This window comes from Oceanisphaera sp. W20_SRM_FM3 (assembly GCF_052119705.1).
In the GTDB taxonomy this organism is placed as follows: Bacteria; Pseudomonadota; Gammaproteobacteria; order Enterobacterales; family Aeromonadaceae; genus Oceanimonas.
In genome coordinates, this window is the sequence record NZ_JBGQOP010000006.1 from 34,185 (window position 1) to 50,391 (window position 16,207).

At 50.1% G+C, this 16,207-nt stretch carries 14 protein-coding genes; 13 read left to right on the forward strand and 1 reads right to left on the reverse strand.

The genetic code is table 11. The features are described 5' to 3' along the window. Nucleotides 1-88: 88 nt before the first annotated feature. From ACEN2G_RS05010 to rplY, 8 genes are all read left to right on the forward strand, one after another. Nucleotides 89-1,525: an aspartate kinase gene (locus ACEN2G_RS05010; protein WP_442020376.1), complete on the forward strand. Its 1,437-nt coding sequence runs from the start codon at nt 89-91 to the stop codon at nt 1,523-1,525. Nucleotides 1,526-1,703: 178 nt separating this feature from the next. Continuing rightward, nucleotides 1,704-1,985, forward strand: coding sequence for a peptidylprolyl isomerase (locus ACEN2G_RS05015; RefSeq protein WP_442020377.1), 282 nt, complete (start codon nt 1,704-1,706; stop codon nt 1,983-1,985). A gap of 98 nt (nt 1,986-2,083) precedes the next feature. After that, nucleotides 2,084-3,706, forward strand: a complete 1,623-nt coding sequence (locus ACEN2G_RS05020; protein WP_442020378.1) for a DUF2813 domain-containing protein — start codon at nt 2,084-2,086, stop codon at nt 3,704-3,706. A 135-nt stretch (nt 3,707-3,841) separates the two neighbouring features. Further along, nucleotides 3,842-4,561 carry a hypothetical protein gene (locus tag ACEN2G_RS05025; RefSeq protein ID WP_442020379.1) on the forward strand — a complete coding sequence of 240 codons (720 nt, stop codon included), beginning with the start codon at nt 3,842-3,844 and terminating at the stop codon, nt 4,559-4,561. Between the two features lie 112 nt (nt 4,562-4,673). Then, the gene (locus tag ACEN2G_RS05030; RefSeq protein WP_442020380.1) at nt 4,674-5,810 is read left to right on the forward strand and encodes an MFS transporter; all 1,137 of its coding nucleotides are present in this window, start codon (nt 4,674-4,676) and stop codon (nt 5,808-5,810) included. Between the two features lie 146 nt (nt 5,811-5,956). Then, complete coding sequence (locus ACEN2G_RS05035) at nt 5,957-6,430, forward strand: glycine zipper 2TM domain-containing protein (protein ID WP_442020381.1); 474 nt, start codon at nt 5,957-5,959, stop codon at nt 6,428-6,430. A gap of 954 nt (nt 6,431-7,384) precedes the next feature. Further along, nucleotides 7,385-11,257 (forward strand): ATP-dependent RNA helicase HrpA, encoded by a 3,873-nt coding sequence (gene hrpA / locus ACEN2G_RS05040; protein WP_442020382.1) that lies wholly within the window; start codon nt 7,385-7,387, stop codon nt 11,255-11,257. Between the two features lie 311 nt (nt 11,258-11,568). Further along, nucleotides 11,569-11,856 carry a 50S ribosomal protein L25 gene (gene rplY, locus ACEN2G_RS05045; protein ID WP_442020383.1) on the forward strand — a complete coding sequence of 96 codons (288 nt, stop codon included), beginning with the start codon at nt 11,569-11,571 and terminating at the stop codon, nt 11,854-11,856. A 314-nt stretch (nt 11,857-12,170) separates the two neighbouring features. Here rplY and ACEN2G_RS05050 read toward each other — a convergent pair whose 3' ends face one another. Then, nucleotides 12,171-12,689: a LabA-like NYN domain-containing protein gene (locus ACEN2G_RS05050; RefSeq protein WP_442020384.1), complete on the reverse strand. Its 519-nt coding sequence runs from the start codon at nt 12,687-12,689 to the stop codon at nt 12,171-12,173. 94 nt (nt 12,690-12,783) lie between these two features. Here ACEN2G_RS05050 and ACEN2G_RS05055 point away from each other — a divergent pair, with 94 nt between their 5' ends. The 5 genes from ACEN2G_RS05055 (at nt 12,784) to ACEN2G_RS05075 (ending at nt 16,197) form a co-directional block, all read left to right on the forward strand. After that, nucleotides 12,784-13,290: a DUF3087 family protein gene (locus tag ACEN2G_RS05055; protein WP_442020385.1), complete on the forward strand. Its 507-nt coding sequence runs from the start codon at nt 12,784-12,786 to the stop codon at nt 13,288-13,290. A gap of 53 nt (nt 13,291-13,343) precedes the next feature. Next, nucleotides 13,344-13,580, forward strand: a complete 237-nt coding sequence (locus tag ACEN2G_RS05060; protein WP_442020386.1) for a DUF3565 domain-containing protein — start codon at nt 13,344-13,346, stop codon at nt 13,578-13,580. A gap of 304 nt (nt 13,581-13,884) precedes the next feature. Beyond that, a complete protein-coding gene (locus tag ACEN2G_RS05065; protein WP_442020387.1) occupies nt 13,885-14,259 on the forward strand; it encodes a DUF1294 domain-containing protein in 375 nt (124 codons plus the stop codon). 72 nt (nt 14,260-14,331) lie between these two features. Then, complete coding sequence (locus ACEN2G_RS05070; protein WP_442020388.1) at nt 14,332-15,321, forward strand: hypothetical protein; 990 nt, start codon at nt 14,332-14,334, stop codon at nt 15,319-15,321. Nucleotides 15,322-15,375: 54 nt separating this feature from the next. Then, entirely contained in the window at nt 15,376-16,197 is an 822-nt protein-coding gene (locus tag ACEN2G_RS05075; protein ID WP_442020389.1) for a mechanosensitive ion channel family protein, read from the forward strand. The last annotated feature ends 10 nt before the right edge of the window (nt 16,198-16,207 follow it).

The window sequence follows — 16,207 nt, forward strand, 5'->3', positions numbered from 1 at the left end:
GGCACTCACATCCAGGCACTCACATCCAGGCCCAATGAAAATGTGCGACCACAGTGAAAACCTACTTGAATAAGATTAAGGGAATAATGTGTCTCACACAGTAGAAAAGATTGGCGGTACCTCCATGAGCCAGTATCAGGCGGTACGCGATAACATCATTTTGCATAATCGTACCCCAGAACAATATTACCAGCGCCTGTTAGTGGTGTCGGCGTTTGGCGGCGTGACTGATGGCCTGCTGGAGTGCAAGCGCACCGGCGCGCCCGGCGTGTATGCCACCTATGCAGATGCAGAAGACGACAGTGCTTGGGAGCAAGCGTTGGATAACGTGCTTAATCGCATGGCAAAAATTAATGAAGACATGTTTGGGCACACACCTGAGCGCGCCTTGGCAGACTCGTTTTTACAAGAACGCATCATAGGCATTCGTGATTGCTTGCATCATTTACGTCAAGTCTGCGCCTTTGGGCAGTTTCAGTTAGCCGAGCAATTACAGACTATTCGTGAATTATTGGCCGCCATGGGTGAGGCACACAGTGCCCACAACATGGTGTTGTATTTACGCCAAAGTGGCGTGAATGCGGTGTTAATGGACTTAACAGGTTGGCGCAGTGATGAGTCCTTGCCGCTTGATGAGGTTTTAACCCAAACGCTGGCGCGATTTGACTTAAATACCCAGCTACCGGTCGCGACCGGTTACGCCCATTGTAAAGAAGGCTTGATGAATCGTTTTGACCGAGGTTACAGCGAGATGACCTTTAGTCGCTTAGCGGTATTGAGTGGGGCGCGTGAAGCCATTATTCATAAAGAATTTCATTTAAGCAGCGCCGACCCCCGTTTAGCCGGTGAAGATAAAGTGATCCCCATTGGTCGCACTAACTATGATGTGACCGATCAGCTGTCTAACTTAGGCATGGAAGCGATTCATCCGCAGGCGGCGAAGGGTTTGCGCCAACAAGACATTCCATTGCGCGTGCGCAACACCTTTGAGCCGGATCACGAAGGCACCTTGATCACCACAGATTATCGTAGCCCGTCGCCCTGTGTGGAGATGGTGGCCGGACGCCGTAATATCTTTGCCGTCGAATTGTTTGATCAAGATATGGTGGGGCGTGTTTCCCATTATGCCGAATGCTTTACCGATGAGCTGGACAGCATGCGCTTGAACCTAGTGTCTAAAGACATGAATGCCAATACGCTGACCTATTATATTTCTGGTAACCGCAAGACGGTGCGCACCTTAGTCAGCGCATTGCAGCGTCGCTTCGAGCATGCCGATATAAATACTCACAAGGTATCTGTGGTATCCGCCGTAGGCAGCGACATGAGTATTCCCGGACTTCTGGCCCGCTCAGTGGCGGCATTAAATAAAGCCCACGTGCCGGTTCGCGCCGTGCATCAGTCGCTGCGCGCCGTAGAAATGCAATTTATCGTTGATGATGAATATTACGAGCAAGCCGTGGTGTCTTTGCACGATGAGTTGGTGCAAACCGACGCCGAAACCGTGGCCTTAGCCGTGGCGTAATTACAGCCGCTATTGCGCGCCGTGACGTTCGGACAATAGACGTCAAACATTTTCACCTCATCCCTCGATTTTCGAGGGATTTTTATTTAATAGCTTAGCGGCCAAGCTGAGTGCCGTGCTTCCCTGTTAAGACGATTTTTGGCACACTGCAGGCCTATTCTTAGGATGTGGATTTTTTATGGCTAAGCGTGCCTGCGCCGTGCATATTTTGGTGGATACTGAAGCTGAATGTGCTGCACTGAAACTGAAATTAAGTAAAGGAGCCGATTTTCATCAATTGGCCAAGAAGCATTCTACTTGTCCGTCTGGCAAGCGAGGCGGCGACTTAGGCGAGGTGAAGAAAGGCGATTTAGTGGGCTCGGTAGATAAAGCCGTGTTCAGTGGCCCTGAATTAGCTATTCAGGGGCCGGTAAAAAGCCGCTTTGGTTATCATTTGATCAAAGTGCTTTATCGTAACTAATTCTTTTCACGCTCTTAGTTTTCACAGAAGCCGACATTCAGCACGACTTACCTTATATAAGAAGGGGCCTGATGTGCGCCATTTATTAAGGGCCGAGTATGTATCTTGAGCATATCCAGATCCGCAATTTCATGGGTCTTAATCAGTTGTCGCTGATGCTTAATCAGAGTACGGCACTGATGGGCGAAAATGCCTGGGGAAAAACCAGTTTGTTTCGCGCCTTGTTTCGCTTAATGGGCCAAGGTGGTTGTTGTTATCAGTTTGAAGAAGATGACTTTTACCGCCATGAATCCGAGGAGCCCATTAATGAGTTATCGATAACGCTCACCTATCGTGAGTACCGCCCTGGTATCAGTGAGCACTCCTCACGGCTGACTCGCTTGGCGCCGGCTTGGGTGAAGCATAAAGACGGTTTTCATCGTATTCACTATCGGGCGCGGGCAAAGCGTACGGACGCTGGGATTGTTAGCGATCACGGCTTTTTAAATGGCGTGGGTGGTGATCTCGAATGTGAACAAGCACTTTTGTTAGTGCATCAATTAATTGAAATGAATCCGGTGTTTCGCTTGCGTGACTCGCGCGGCATTCCCCAAGACTTACCCATAGTGAATTTAAATGGCGATTATGATCTGCTGTTAACCGAGCTCAGTGAACAGCTCGCCGTCGAGGATGAGCTGACGAAAGCGGACATTAAGGCCGGCTTAGATGCGGTGCGCCAATTATTAGAACACTATTTTACGCCCCAAGGCGCCACCAGTCGGGCGCCGCGTCGGGCGCGAGACATCGCTATTCACCCGGTTAACTTAAGCCAATTGGGTAAATTGAATAGTTGGCATCCCAAAGGCGAAGACAGCGGTCTTTCGCTGGCACTGGCGGCGGTGGCGCACACCATATTACAAGCGCGAGGCGGGCGGCCTATCGAGGTAGGTGCGCGGCCCTTGTTGTTAATTGAAGATCCCGAAAGTCGCTTGCATCCCACCATGTTGGCGGTTACTTGGGGCATGTTGGATCGCTTTCCGGGGCAGAAGTTGGTTACGACTAACTCTGGCGATTTGTTGTCGGCGTTTCCGCTACACCATTTGCGCCGTTTAGTGCGCTATATAGATGAAACCAAAAGCTTTCAAATTGGTAATGAAAAATACAATGGCGAAGACATGCGCCGCATCGCCTTTCATGTGCGCATTAACAGACCCATGTCTTTATTTGCTCGCTATTGGTTGCTGGTGGAAGGGGAAACCGAAATTTGGTTACTCAATGAGTTAGCGCGCATTTGTGGTTATGTGTTGCCTGCGGAAGGCATCCGCATCATAGAATTTGCCCAATGCGGTTACAGCCCACTGATTAAGGTGGCCCGTGACTTTGGCATTGGCTGGCATTTGTTGACCGACGGTGACGAAGCGGGGCAAAAATATGCCCAAGGGGTGCGTAGTCAGTTGCGTGATGAGCGTGAAGAAGACAGGTTGACTGTGTTACCCAGCGTCGACATAGAGCATTATTTGTTTAATAACGGTTTGGAGGCGATTTTTCGTCAAGAGGCGCAAATATATGATAAACACACCCCTACAGGTCGCATTATCGAACGCGCACTCAGCCGACGTACTAAGCCTGGCATGGCCTTATCTGTGGTCGAAGCCATAGAGTTACAAGGTGTAAACAAGGTGCCTATTGAAATTCGCCGCATGTTTGCGCGCATGGTGGCCAATTCTCGTCGTCAACGCTGAACCCTTCGGGCAGCCATATGCTTGAAACGGTAAGCCATCGGCTAAAGAGAAGCATCCCTTTAAGGTATTCATTTCTCATTTACGGCCGTGGGCCACTGCCGCGTGACTTAATCAATTTTTTATCTTGGAGACGTTATGACAGAACCTTTAGCCGCGCGCTTATTTGCGCCCTTGGCGCTCACTGCCATCGGTGCCTTATTGGTTTTGATTTTGGTATTAGCAAAAGGCGACTTGTGTCCAGGCCAGCGTCGGCGCATCAGCGACGGTTTAATGTCGGTATGGGCGGTATTGGGCTTAAGTTTGATGTTGGCGGTTGAAGCCCAAGCGCCACCTCTTATGCTGTGGTGGGGCGGGCTGACGCTGGCGCTGGGGATAGGCGTGCTGGTATATCAGGCGCGACTTGCAGGCAAGCGCAGCCTAAGTCTGAGTTGGCAGCTACCGGCTTTGATATTGGCGGCAGGATTAGGCGGGTGGATCTTAATCCGTGTTGGGCCCGCCGGTCTTTTTATGCTGGGTGCCGGTGGCTGCGTTTTTGGTCAGCTGATCATGGTGCGCGCCAAGCACAGATTGCAAGCGTTTAACCTGTTATTACCGTTGGTTGGCGTGAGCTGTGCCTTGCTCTTTATCTTGATGTTGTTAGGGCAAGCTGCGTGGGCGGGCGAGGCCGTTAATCTGGATAGCTTAGTCTTGGTGTTTAGCCAAGTATGTACAGCCGTGTTACTGGGCGCTTTAGTCTGGCTGTGGCCTGTATTTAGAAAAGAAGCCACCTCGGCACCTGTGCTAGCGGTTGCTAGTTTGTTAATCGTAGGCGCACTGACCTTGGGGCAGGGCATTATTAGCCAGTTAACAAGCTGAGCCGAATTAACATTTTTTAAACTGCAAAAAAACTCATCAACTGAGTTAATTTCTCTCGTTGTACTTGAGCTGTAACACTCCTAACATGCGCGCCTCGAAATTCGGAGGCGCCATGCGATTAATCCCACTTTATTTACACCTCATCTTGCTTACTTTAGGCAACGCTTTCTTGTTGACCTTAGTGGCGGTGTATTTAAGTGCCCAAGGCGCGCCGGCGTCGCAAATTGGCTTGGTAGGTTCGGCTTTTTATTTAGGCATGCTGGGCGCAAGTTTTTTTGCCGATCACTTTATTCAACGCCTCGGCCATGTGCGAGCACTGCTGGCGTGCTGCCTAGTGTTAACACTGGCGGCGGTGGCGTTAACCTGGACAGCCTTGCTGCCTGTTTGGTTAGTGCTGCGCATGCTGGCAGGCATGGCGGCGGCCATCGGCTTTGTGGCAGTAGAAAGCTGGGTGCTGGGTGTTTCACCTTTACATAAACGCTCTTCAGCCATGGCGCGCTATATGCTGATTTATTATTTTAGCTATGGCATTAGCCAGCTGTTTATCGACTGGATACCCGTTTCAGGCTCTATCGGCTTCTTCATTGCTGCCGGCTTGTGCTTATTGTCTATGGTGCCGTTACGCTGGGCGATAAAGCCCGATTTACAAGCATCAACAACCGGCGAGCTTGCCGCAAGCACGCCGCCGCGTGCCGAACGTGCCTTAGGCTTAGTGGGGTGCTTAGTGGCGGGCATGCTGCTGGGCACGCTTTCGTCACTCATGCCAATTCAGTTGGAGCAGCTGGCGCTGGGTGACGAAGTAGGCCTCTACATGGCGTGGCTTATTTTGTGCGGTATGGCGTTTCAACTGCCCAATGGCCGCTTGGCCGACCAAATCGGAAAACGCACTATGATGGCGGTGCAAACTGCCATGATAGCGGTGGGCTGCGTGGTGTTGTGGGAGTTTGATGGTAAAGGCGCACTGTTATTGGCGTTCGCCTTGTTGGGGGCAGGCGGCTTTACGCTTTATCCCACTACCATGTCTTATGCCTGCGGCAAGATGCAGGGGCGAGCGCTGGTGAAAATGGCGCAAAAGCTGATGTTTACCTACAGCATCGGCTCCTTAACGGGGCCCATGATAGCCGGCATTATGCTGGAGAAATTTCAGTCTGGTTTATTCTTGTTTGTGATCTTGCTGGTGAGCGGCTGGGCACTGTGGCTGTTATTAATGCGTATCTTAGCTGATAAGCCGGTGGGTACCACCATTTAGTTATTCTAGCTTGCACCCGACTTACTCTGTTTTAGCGTTCAATGCATACAGTGGACTATGTTCACTGTATGCATTTTTGTTTGTGAAGCGTATGTTAGGTATTATGAATGTCTTGTTACTCCCATCGCCTTCTTGGAGGGCTCAGTATGAAACTTAAAGCGTATTCAGCGTTAGCACTGGCTGGCGCACTTGGCTTGGCCGGTTGTGCTAATCCAGATGTATATTCTGGTGATGTGTACGGCAGCCGTGCTGCAAAACAAGCACAAACTGTGACCTATGCCACTGTAACCTCTGTGCGTCCGGTGCTCATTCAAGCGGGCGATGAAAGTCCGAATCTAATTGGTACTTTAGGCGGGGGTGCCATAGGCGGTATTCTAGGGCATCAAGTAGGCGGTGGTGCTGGTCAAGCGTTAGCCACGGCCGTGGGTGCGATAGGCGGCTCTATGGTCGGTTCACGTGCCGAAGACAAACTGAGTCAAGTGAAAGCCTTTGAAATAGAAGTGCGCACCGACAGCGGTGAAAACCTAATCGTGGTGCAAAAGGCGGACCGGACTTGGCAACCCGGCCAGCGCGTGCGTTTGATTGGCTCTGGCAGTAACTTAAGCGTGGCGCCTAACTAAGGCAGCCTGCGCCGTCACGGCAACCGCTCGCTGATGGGATATCCGCGAGCGCTAATAACGTAAACCAAAAAGGCGCCCTTAGGCGCCTTTTTGTCGTGAAGATGTTACATGTGTATTTCTACACTTTATCACTGTGCTTTTTTATTATTTTTTTCAATTTTTACTATTTGCTATGTTGTTACAGATCCGTCTTCCTGGGCTCAATTACATCTGTGCCAAGGAAGGAGCAGAAATAGCGACTAACGCAGCGCCGACTGTAAAAATGATGGTGATAATTAACTCTTTCATTTTTTTACCCTCCTCGTTGATTGACTGTGAATCTAATATACGCCTCTTTCGTTGGCTTTTCAAACGCTAAATTGTATTTATGGGTGGAATTGATGAGATATTGCCTCTAGGCTCTATTTTTATAAGTAATGCTTGTTGTGTTCGAGGTTTATTACGTTTTTTATATGGCGCTAAAGGAGTGGTGGTATATTTAAGTTAAGTAAAATCAAACGTTTATGTTGTCTTTGTGTGCGAGGTAATTACTTGGTGTTGAAAGTGTTATTTTTAAGCCGGTCACTATTGTGAGTGCTCTATACGGCCGACTTGGTCGAGACTTGGTTGTTGAGTCAGCTTTTGGGGTGATAAAATGAGCAGTAATTGTTAATTGACCTGCTTAGTGGCGTCAAAACCTGACAAATAGGCTGTAGCTCAATTTAATGGTGAAGGCTGCGTAATTGAGTTACCTCGAGTGTCTAATCTGATATGTAACGCGGACAAGTACCCCAGCGCTTGTCTGGTTGTGGAATAGGTACGGGTTGTTGAATAGCCACTTGGCCACTTGGCTACTTGGCTAATAGGCTAATAGGCTAATAGGCTAATAGGCTAATAGGCTAATAGGGGAGATCCCAAAATAAGGCTTTTCTGCTACACTGCGCGCCAGTTTTTGATCCTAAGAGGAAATGGGCGTTGACTCAGTCGGTGGAGCAGTGGCAAGCAAAATTAACAGAATGTCGGGGCGCCGAGCGTGGGCGGCTGGGGCGGCGATTACGCGGGCTGGCAAAATTGCCGGCGGCAAAACACGCCGCGGCCCTGCAAAAAATAGCGGCCGACATTATGACCTCTTGCAATGAGCGTGCCCGCCGGCAGGCATTGTTAAGCCAAACCATTCATTATCCGGCTCAATTGCCGGTGAGCGAACAACGCGAGCTGATCAAACGCACCATCGCCAATCATCAAGTGGTGATCATCGCCGGTGAAACTGGCTCAGGTAAAACCACGCAGATCCCTAAGATGTGCTTGGAGTTAGGTTTAGGGATAGATGGCACTATCGGCCATACCCAACCTCGACGTTTGGCGGCACGCAGCGTGGCGGCACGCCTTGCCCAAGAGCTGCAATGCGAGCTGGGTCAACGAGTGGGTTATAAAATCCGCTTTAATGACAGTATTAGCGCGCAAACCCAAGTGAAGTTGATGACAGACGGCATGTTGCTGGCAGAAATCCAGCAAGACCGCCAATTGCGCCAATATGACTGCATTATTATTGATGAGGCCCACGAGCGCAGTTTGAACATTGACTTCATCATGGGCTATTTAAAGCAGCTACTGCCAAAACGCCCCGATTTAAAAGTCATTATCACCTCGGCCACCATAGACCCTGAGCGTTTCTCCACCCACTTTAATGATGCCCCCATTATCAGCGTCTCGGGGCGTACCTATCCGGTGGAGCTGCGCTATCGCCCGCTACTGGAAGGCGATCAAGACCGTGATCAGCAGCAGGGCATTTTTGATGCGGTGACAGAGCTGAGCCAAGCGGGCAATGGCGATATTTTGATCTTTATGAACGGTGAGCGCGAAATACGCGACACCGCCGCCGCCTTGAAAAAGCTGGAGTTGCGCCATACCGAAGTGGTGCCGCTTTATTCACGGCTGTCTAATGCCGAACAGAATAAGATTTTTGAGTCGCACACCGGCCGGCGCATCGTGCTGGCTACCAACGTGGCCGAAACCTCACTGACCGTACCCGGCATTCGCTATGTCATCGATCCGGGCACGGCGCGCATCAGCCGCTATTCGTATCGCACTAAGGTGCAGCGTTTGCCGATTGAGCCTATCTCCCAAGCCAGTGCTAATCAGCGTATGGGTCGCTGTGGCCGTGTAGAGGCGGGGATTTGTATTCGCCTTTATGCCGAGGACGACTTTAATAATAGGCCCGAATTTACCGATCCAGAAATTTTACGCACTAACTTGGCGTCTGTGATAGTGCAGATGTTGGCGTTAGGTTTAGGTGACATTGGCGCTTTCCCGTTTGTGGAGGCGCCGGATCGCAAACACATCAATGACGGCATTCGACTGTTAGAAGAGCTGGGGGCGGTAGTGCCAGACCAAGCCGATCTCATGCTTACCCCGTTAGGCCGAGACTTGGCGCGCTTGCCCGTAGACCCCCGATTGGCGCGTATGGTGTTGGCGGCCCGCGATCTGGGCTGTGTGACCGAGGTGATGGTGATAGTGGCCGCGCTCAGTATTCAAGACCCCCGTGAGCGTCCGCAAGACAAGCAGCAAGCCGCCGCCGAGCAGCATAATCGTTTTGCCGATAATGACTCTGACTTCATGGCTTACATTAATCTGTGGCAATACTTAAAAGAGCAGCAAACTGAGCTTAGTAATAATCAGTTTCGCAAGCAGTGCCAGAAGGAGTTTTTAAACTACCTGCGGCTGCGCGAGTGGCAAGATATTTACAGTCAGTTGCGGCTGGTGGTGCGCGAATTAGGCTTTGCTATTAATAGCGAGCCGGCCAAGGGCGATAGCCTGCATCAGGCGCTGCTGAGCGGCATGCTCAGCCAAGTGGGCATGCGTGATGGCGATAAAAAAGAATTGCTGGGCGCGCGTAACGCCCGCTTCGTGTTGGCGCCCAACTCCAAGCTGGCGAAAAAGCCGCCGCGTTGGCTGATGGTGGCCGAATTGACCGAAACCCACCGCTTATACGGACGCACCGCCGCCAAAATTGAACCCGAATGGCTAGAGCGTCAGGCGGCACACCTGATTAAGTCCAGCTACAGCGAGCCTTATTGGTCAAAAAAGCAGGGTGCCGTGATGGGCTATTTAAGCCAAAGCCTGTTTGGGTTGCCGGTGGTGGTGCGCCGTTCGGTGAACTACAGCCATGTGGACCCGAGTTTGTGCCGCGAGCTGTTTATTCGCCATGCGCTTGTGGAAGGTGAGCTGCACACGCGCCATGAATTTTTTCATCATAATCAAGCGCTGCTCGACCAAGTGGAAACGCTAGAGCACAAATCCCGCCGCCGCGATGTGGTGATCGACGATGAAACCTTGTTTCATTTTTACGACCAAAAATTGCCCGCCGACATCGTCTCCATTCGCCACTTTGATAAGTGGTGGCAACCGCTGCAAAAGAGTCAGCCTGAGTTACTGCACTTCACCGAACAGATGCTGCTTAACGACGGCGCCAATCAGATATCTGCCGCCGATTATCCGGATAGCTGGCAGCAAAATGGCGTGACCTTGGCACTGGAATATCACTTTGAGCCTGGTCTTGAAGATGATGGCGTAACGGTGAATATTCCCTTGCCGTTATTAAACCAAGTGGTGGCCGAGCCGTTTGCTTGGCAAGTGCCGGGCTTACGCCGTGAATTGTTGATAGGCCTGATTAAGTCGTTGCCAAAACCCATGCGTAAGCATTTTGTGCCGGCGCCCAACTATGCCGAGGCGCTGTTGGCGGCCATGCCGCACGAAGGCGAATTACTGGATCAAGTAGAAAAGCACTTACGGCGCATGACCGGCGTGACGGTGCCGCGCGAGCAATGGGACTGGTCGGCCTTGGCCGTCCATTTGCGGATGCGCTTTTGTATACAAGATGCCAAAGGCGGCGTGTTAGCCTCAGGAAGAGACTTAGATGCCATTAAATTATCACTGCAAGGCCAAGTGCAAACCGCACTGACCCAAGCGGTGGATGATGAGCGTTTCGAACAAACTGATCTGCAACAGTTCCCCGAGCGGGAAATACCTAAAGTTCACGAGGCCAAGCGAGCTGGGTTTGCGGTAAAAGCCTATCCAGCCTTGGCGGATAACGGCGACAGCGTGGCACTGACCTTGTGTGAAGATGAAGTCAGCCAAGCGCAAACCATGTGGCAGGGCCAAAGCCGGTTATTATTACTGCAGTTACCGTCACCGATTAAATATCTACATGAAAAGCTGCCCAATAAAGCCAAGCTCGGCCTGTATTTTAATCCTTATGGTCGCGTGCTGGACTTAGTGGATGATTGTATTCGGGCCGGCGTGGAAGACTTAATGCGCCGCTATCAAGCACCGGCTTGGAGCCCTGCACAATTTGCACAGCTGAAAGATAAGGTGGGCGGCGAGCTCAATCAGACGGTGGCAGCCATCGCCTTACAGGTGGAAGAAGTCTTGAGCCGTGCTCATGAAGTGAAAAAACGCCTAAAGGGCAAAATTGACTTATCGCAAGCCATGGCCATGGCCGATATTCAAGCGCAGCTTAACGGCTTGATCTTTAAAGGCTTTGTGACTGCAACCAGCGGTGAGCGGCTAAACGACATCAATCGCTATCTAGAAGCCTTGTCGCGCCGCCTCGATAAACTGCCCGTCGATCCGCAACGGGACCGATTACAACTGTTGAAAATTAGCCAAGTGCAACAGGCTTATCAGGCGTTATTAAACAAACAGCCTAAAGGTAAGCCGTTGAGCCCAGACGTTGCCGCCATTCGCTGGATGATTGAAGAGTTACGGGTCTCTTTGTTTGCCCAGACCTTAGGCACCGCCTATCCGATTTCGGAGAAACGTATCCTGCAGCAGATTAATGGCTTGTAAAGCGAGAACAAAGCTGCACGCCATACGCTGTACGTCAAAGAAAAGACCACGCCTTCGAACCACGAACGTACGGGGTGAGGCAAAAAATAGAGCCCCGAGCACTAAGCAAAACAAAAATATCAGACCGGGCCGAATAAATTTTCCCCTACATAAAGACGGTGTTTATATTTTTCGTAATGCGTAAAACTTACAGCGATAGGCTTTAGCCTGCTTTGTGTTGTGGTGCGCATAGGTGCATGTTACTATCCGTGCGCATTTTACAGGCGAATGTCGGTCGCAACGTTTGCCACTAACCTTATAGAGAGAAAATTATGTCATTCACATTTGAAGCAGAAGTTCGTTCAGACCTGGGGAAAGGTGCGAGCCGCCGCCTGCGTCATGAAGATAAAACTCCTGCCATTGTTTACGGTGCAGACCTTGCGCCAATCGCCATTGCATTAAACCATAAGAAACTCATTCTTGCGCAAGCTGATGACAGCTTCTACAGCGAAGTGCTGACTTTGGTTATCGACGGCAAAGACGTGAAAGTAAAGGTTAAAGACGTTCAGCGTCATCCCTTCAAACCTAAACTGACTCACTTAGATTTCATCCGCGCATAATCGCGATTGAAACTAAAAAAACCGCCTTCGGGCGGTTTTTTTGTGGCTGTAGTTCAAGAACAGAGAAATACTAGCTTTGCCACGGAAGAACACGGAACTCAGGGAAAAATTAAGATCGGATAAGATCGACGAGTGACAGGGCTAAAAATATTTAATGGTTAGAAATTGCTTTCTGACGAGGCCGGTGTTGGCTCTGACCATTAATCGTCACTTTCAGATTTGGTCACTATTTTTCCGCGTTCTTCCGTGGCGAAATGCTCTTAAAGCCCTTGGTTATAAAAAGCACGCAACTGCAGTCGGTTAGGCCGTATTATTTATCTGGACGCCAGTAGCAGCGATCCATCAATGGGAATAAAGCAATCGGCGGCATCCATCAAGGCTTTGGCAGTGAGAGCGGGTATGCCATAGACTGCTACGCGTTTACCGTAATGGTGGCGCAAGTGCTCGGCCAATATCGCAAAATCACCGTCCCCGGAGACGAGCACTAAGGTGTCGGCCTGTGCGGCTGACTCCAACATGTCAATAGTAATGCCCACATCCCAATCGCCTTTGGCTGTACCATCTATGCGTTGAATAAAGGGCTTGAGTCGTAGGGTAAAGCCTAGGGTCTGTAGTCGGTGCTGAAATTGACGCTGTTTTTCATCTCCTCGGTCAATGGCATAGGCATAGGCGGCTACCACCTGGCGGCCTGCCGTGACTCGTGCCCAGAAGGCGGTGTAATCAAATTGTTGGCCAAAGGATTGACGACAGGTGTAATACACATTTTGTACGTCGACAAACAGGGTGACTTTTTCTAAGACCGTTGTATTTAAGACCTTTGTATCTAAAACCATAGCGGATGCTCACTTAAGCGGTGGGGCAGAACACATAGTGGAACCTTACCCATTAAGGTACAATAGCGCTTATTTTATTGATAATAAGCCACTTATGACACTTACAAACATTGATAAAGCGCGTTATCGTCGCCGTCTTAATCAGGTATTTATTAGCAGTGGCGTGGCATTAGCCGCGCTGAGTTTACTGCTTTCTCAGATATTGATCGCCTTATTTCCCGATGCCAGCGGCAGCCATTTTCATTGGAATGCCCTCGGCGTGTTAGTGGCGGCGGCCATAGTGGGCTTTTGCTTGAGTCATTATCGCCACCATAGCTACCTAGCTGAAGTGCTGTATGTGTGGGAGCTAAAGCGCTCGCTCAATAAAATTACCCGTAAGATGCGCAAAATAGAAGCGGCTGCCAAGCAGGGTAATATTAATGCCATGCAAGCGCTGCAATTTAGTTATGCGGGGTCTCGCCAACTTTGGCAGCTAGATGACAATATTATCATTATGGAAGAATTGGCGCTTAAACAAGCAGAGCTTGAGGGCTTGGCGGAAAAATATCAGGTCACGCTTAATATTGCCGATTACCAAGAAAGCATGTTGAGTGAATTTTAAGCACCATTCATAAGTTGTTTGCCGCACAGCTTAGGTATTTAAATCGTTGGCTGATGAAACAACCGATCGTGGGGTTTCGAGAAGCCGCTTTGCTTCAACAAGATGAATGCGTTCAGCAAGATCAAGAACAGCCTTGGGTGGCCGAGCTTAAATGCGGCCATCTGCAGCCGGTGCGTTATCAGCCTCCTTTTTCTAACCGTCCTTGGGTCATGACACAAGCAGGGCGCACCGCCATGCTGGGTTATTTATTAGCCTGTAAAAAATGGGCCTTGCCTGTTTTACAACAATAAGCATGAAAGACAGCTCCCCATGCCAATCCTAAACGGCTTCCGCTTTTCATACATTCAATGTTTAATAACCTTGTGCTAACAATGTCTAAAAAATAATACTGTCTTAGCGCCGTGTTTTTATTCAATCAGGCGCAGTAATAGAATTGAGGCTGAGCATTATTGACCGGCGCAAGCAGCTGATTTGTACTCTTTTTTGGGGTGGTTAATAAATCTAACGTATTACAGATTAGTCTCATTGTGGGTTGACTGCGCAGAGGTTTTTTACTTTTACTGTTTTAATGACAGACTGAAATCAAAGGTTATCATGAAAGCAACTCAATATTTTTCGCTTTTTTATGTATTGCTGGTAGCGGTATTTACGCTGCTGGCTTGGTTATCCTTCGGCTACTTTAATGCGCATTTCTTTGGTTTTATGGCCAGCTACTTAAGCGGGATCTTGCTGTTAAGTGCGGTGACCTATGTCATGTATGCCAAGGATAAACGGGCGGCGCGCCTTGAACGTAGACGCACACCCGAACACACCTTGCATTGGTTGGCGCTGCTCGGCGGCTGGCCGGGCGCCTTATTTGCTCAAGCTAGATTGCATCACAAAACACAAAAACAACCCTTCAAAACCCTGCTCTGGCTGACCATACTCCTACATATCATAGCGGTTGCCATACTCTTAAAACTCACTTGAATGAGTCTTGTGCTGTGGATGGTAAAGGAGATGATTGAGTAACTAGACTTACGCTAGGCTAGGGGAGGGATAATGACGGATAAAAATCACTGGCAACTGCTGGAAACTGAAAAGTATACATGCCCCACGCCCGCACCAGTCACATGGCTGCAGTTACTGTGGCGTCGCTGGCTACAAACCTTAGGTGTAAAGCAACAGCATGAATTTAGTGCCCAAGATCTACAAGACATCACAGAAATTCCGGATGTGAGTTCTCTGGCGGCGCAAAGCGCTTTCGCGAGTTATTTAGCTAAACAGGAGCAGGTGCATTCTGAGGTGCACTTTTTAGTGGACCCGCCTTTTAGTGGCACGGCTGCCATGGCACGAAGTTGGGCCTGGCAACAGGGGCGAGTGTTGTTAAGCCCGCCAACGGCCGATCAAATTACTCAATGTGCGGTGGACACTTGGTGGCAACAGCAAGCTTATCAGGGCACGGCTTGGTTAATTGATGATTTAGCGCGTTATTTTTTGCGTACCCCACAAGGCCTCGCTTTTATTCGTGTTTGGCGAGCTCGGGTACTGGCGGGAGAGTTTGGCGCCGGGCTTGTGGTGTGTGACAGCTGGGCGTTTGCTTTTTTACGGCGAGATTGGCCGTTAACAATGCCCAGCAGCCATTGTCTTGCCCCTACCTCGACGTCGTTATTGCAACAAGTGGGCATTACAGGCTCCCATCGACAATTGGCGCACTTAAGCGGCGAGGCAAGAGGTAATCTCGGAGTGGCATGGGCGTTATGGCGGTGTAAATACTTACAGCAGCAGACGGTGCCGAGTCTGCCAGTCGCGGCTAACGACACTACGGCCTTTATTCTCTATACACTGTTATTGCACAGAGGCTTAAGCGGCGCTGAGCTACAAGCTGTGTTATCTAACGTCAGTGGCACTGAGCTTAAGATGCAGTTGTTACGATTGGTTGAGCTAGGCATCATTATCTATGAGTCTGAGCACTGGCGAGTCACTGCCATCGCCTACGGCGTTGTGCGTGAGTTTTTAGCGGGGCGAGATTACCTACTGGATGATTTTTAACGGCTTGTGTTGCACAAGGTCTTTTTAATAGCAGTGCCGAAATAGGAAATGCCGATGGACTCAAAACGACTTGTTGGTTTATTTAGAGACATTAGCAGCGCCGAGTTAATTGAGGCGGGGCTGGTGGTAGTGCTGGCCATCGCACTGGTTTGGCTCACGCAGCGAGTACTGCCGTGGCTGGCGAACCGCCTTCACAGTAAGCGCCGCTTGTGGGTACTGGCATTGGTGCCGACCATACGCGTGGTGATTGTGCTGGGTGTGATTTTTTGGTTGGTGCCCTTGTTTTTTGAACTCACGGTCCAGAACACCATCGCCATTTTAAGCGTCACAGGTCTTGCCCTTGGCTTTGCCCTTAAAGATTACGCGAGCAGTATTATTGCAGGGCTAGTGGCCGCCTATGAGACGCCTTATCGACCAGGTGATTGGATTGAAGTAGAAGGCCAATATGGCGAAGTGAAGCGCATTGGCATGCGCGTGGTAGAAATAGTCACGCCCAATGATACTGTGATATTTATTCCGCATCTTAAGATCTGGGATGGCCTGATCCACAACGCAAATAATGGCGGTGCCAGCTTAATGTGCGTGGTGAACTTTTATTTGGCGCCAGATCATAATGCCGGTGACGTGTGTCGGGCATTGGAAGACGTAGCCTTATCTAGCCCTTATCTGAAACTCACTAAGCCGGTATTGGTGTTGGCCGCCGAGCAACCTTGGGGGACTCATTATCGGATTAAGGCCTACCCCATGGATCCGCGGCAACAATTTAAATTTATGTCTGACTTAACCGTGCGCGGCAAAGATAGCCTGCGCCAACTGCCGGTCAGCTTTGCTCGTATTCCACCCGAGCAAGCCATGGACTTAAGCCGCGCTGAGTAGCGTTGGCGCA

Bases quoted from the DNA above. Each gene is read 5' to 3' on its own strand.
- ACEN2G_RS05015 (WP_442020377.1), top strand. From the start codon at position 1,704: ATGGCTAAGCGTGCCTGCGCCGTGCATATTTTGGTGGATACTGAAGCT.
- ACEN2G_RS05020 (WP_442020378.1), top strand. From the start codon at position 2,084: ATGTATCTTGAGCATATCCAGATCCGCAATTTCATGGGTCTTAATCAG.
- ACEN2G_RS05025 (WP_442020379.1), top strand. From the start codon at position 3,842: ATGACAGAACCTTTAGCCGCGCGCTTATTTGCGCCCTTGGCGCTCACT.
- ACEN2G_RS05030 (WP_442020380.1), top strand. From the start codon at position 4,674: ATGCGATTAATCCCACTTTATTTACACCTCATCTTGCTTACTTTAGGC.
- ACEN2G_RS05035 (WP_442020381.1), top strand. From the start codon at position 5,957: ATGAAACTTAAAGCGTATTCAGCGTTAGCACTGGCTGGCGCACTTGGC.
- rplY (WP_442020383.1), top strand. From the start codon at position 11,569: ATGTCATTCACATTTGAAGCAGAAGTTCGTTCAGACCTGGGGAAAGGT.
- ACEN2G_RS05050 (WP_442020384.1), bottom strand. From the start codon at position 12,689: ATGGTTTTAGATACAAAGGTCTTAAATACAACGGTCTTAGAAAAAGTC.
- ACEN2G_RS05055 (WP_442020385.1), top strand. From the start codon at position 12,784: ATGACACTTACAAACATTGATAAAGCGCGTTATCGTCGCCGTCTTAAT.
- ACEN2G_RS05060 (WP_442020386.1), top strand. From the start codon at position 13,344: ATGAAACAACCGATCGTGGGGTTTCGAGAAGCCGCTTTGCTTCAACAA.
- ACEN2G_RS05065 (WP_442020387.1), top strand. From the start codon at position 13,885: ATGAAAGCAACTCAATATTTTTCGCTTTTTTATGTATTGCTGGTAGCG.
- ACEN2G_RS05070 (WP_442020388.1), top strand. From the start codon at position 14,332: ATGACGGATAAAAATCACTGGCAACTGCTGGAAACTGAAAAGTATACA.
- ACEN2G_RS05075 (WP_442020389.1), top strand. From the start codon at position 15,376: ATGGACTCAAAACGACTTGTTGGTTTATTTAGAGACATTAGCAGCGCC.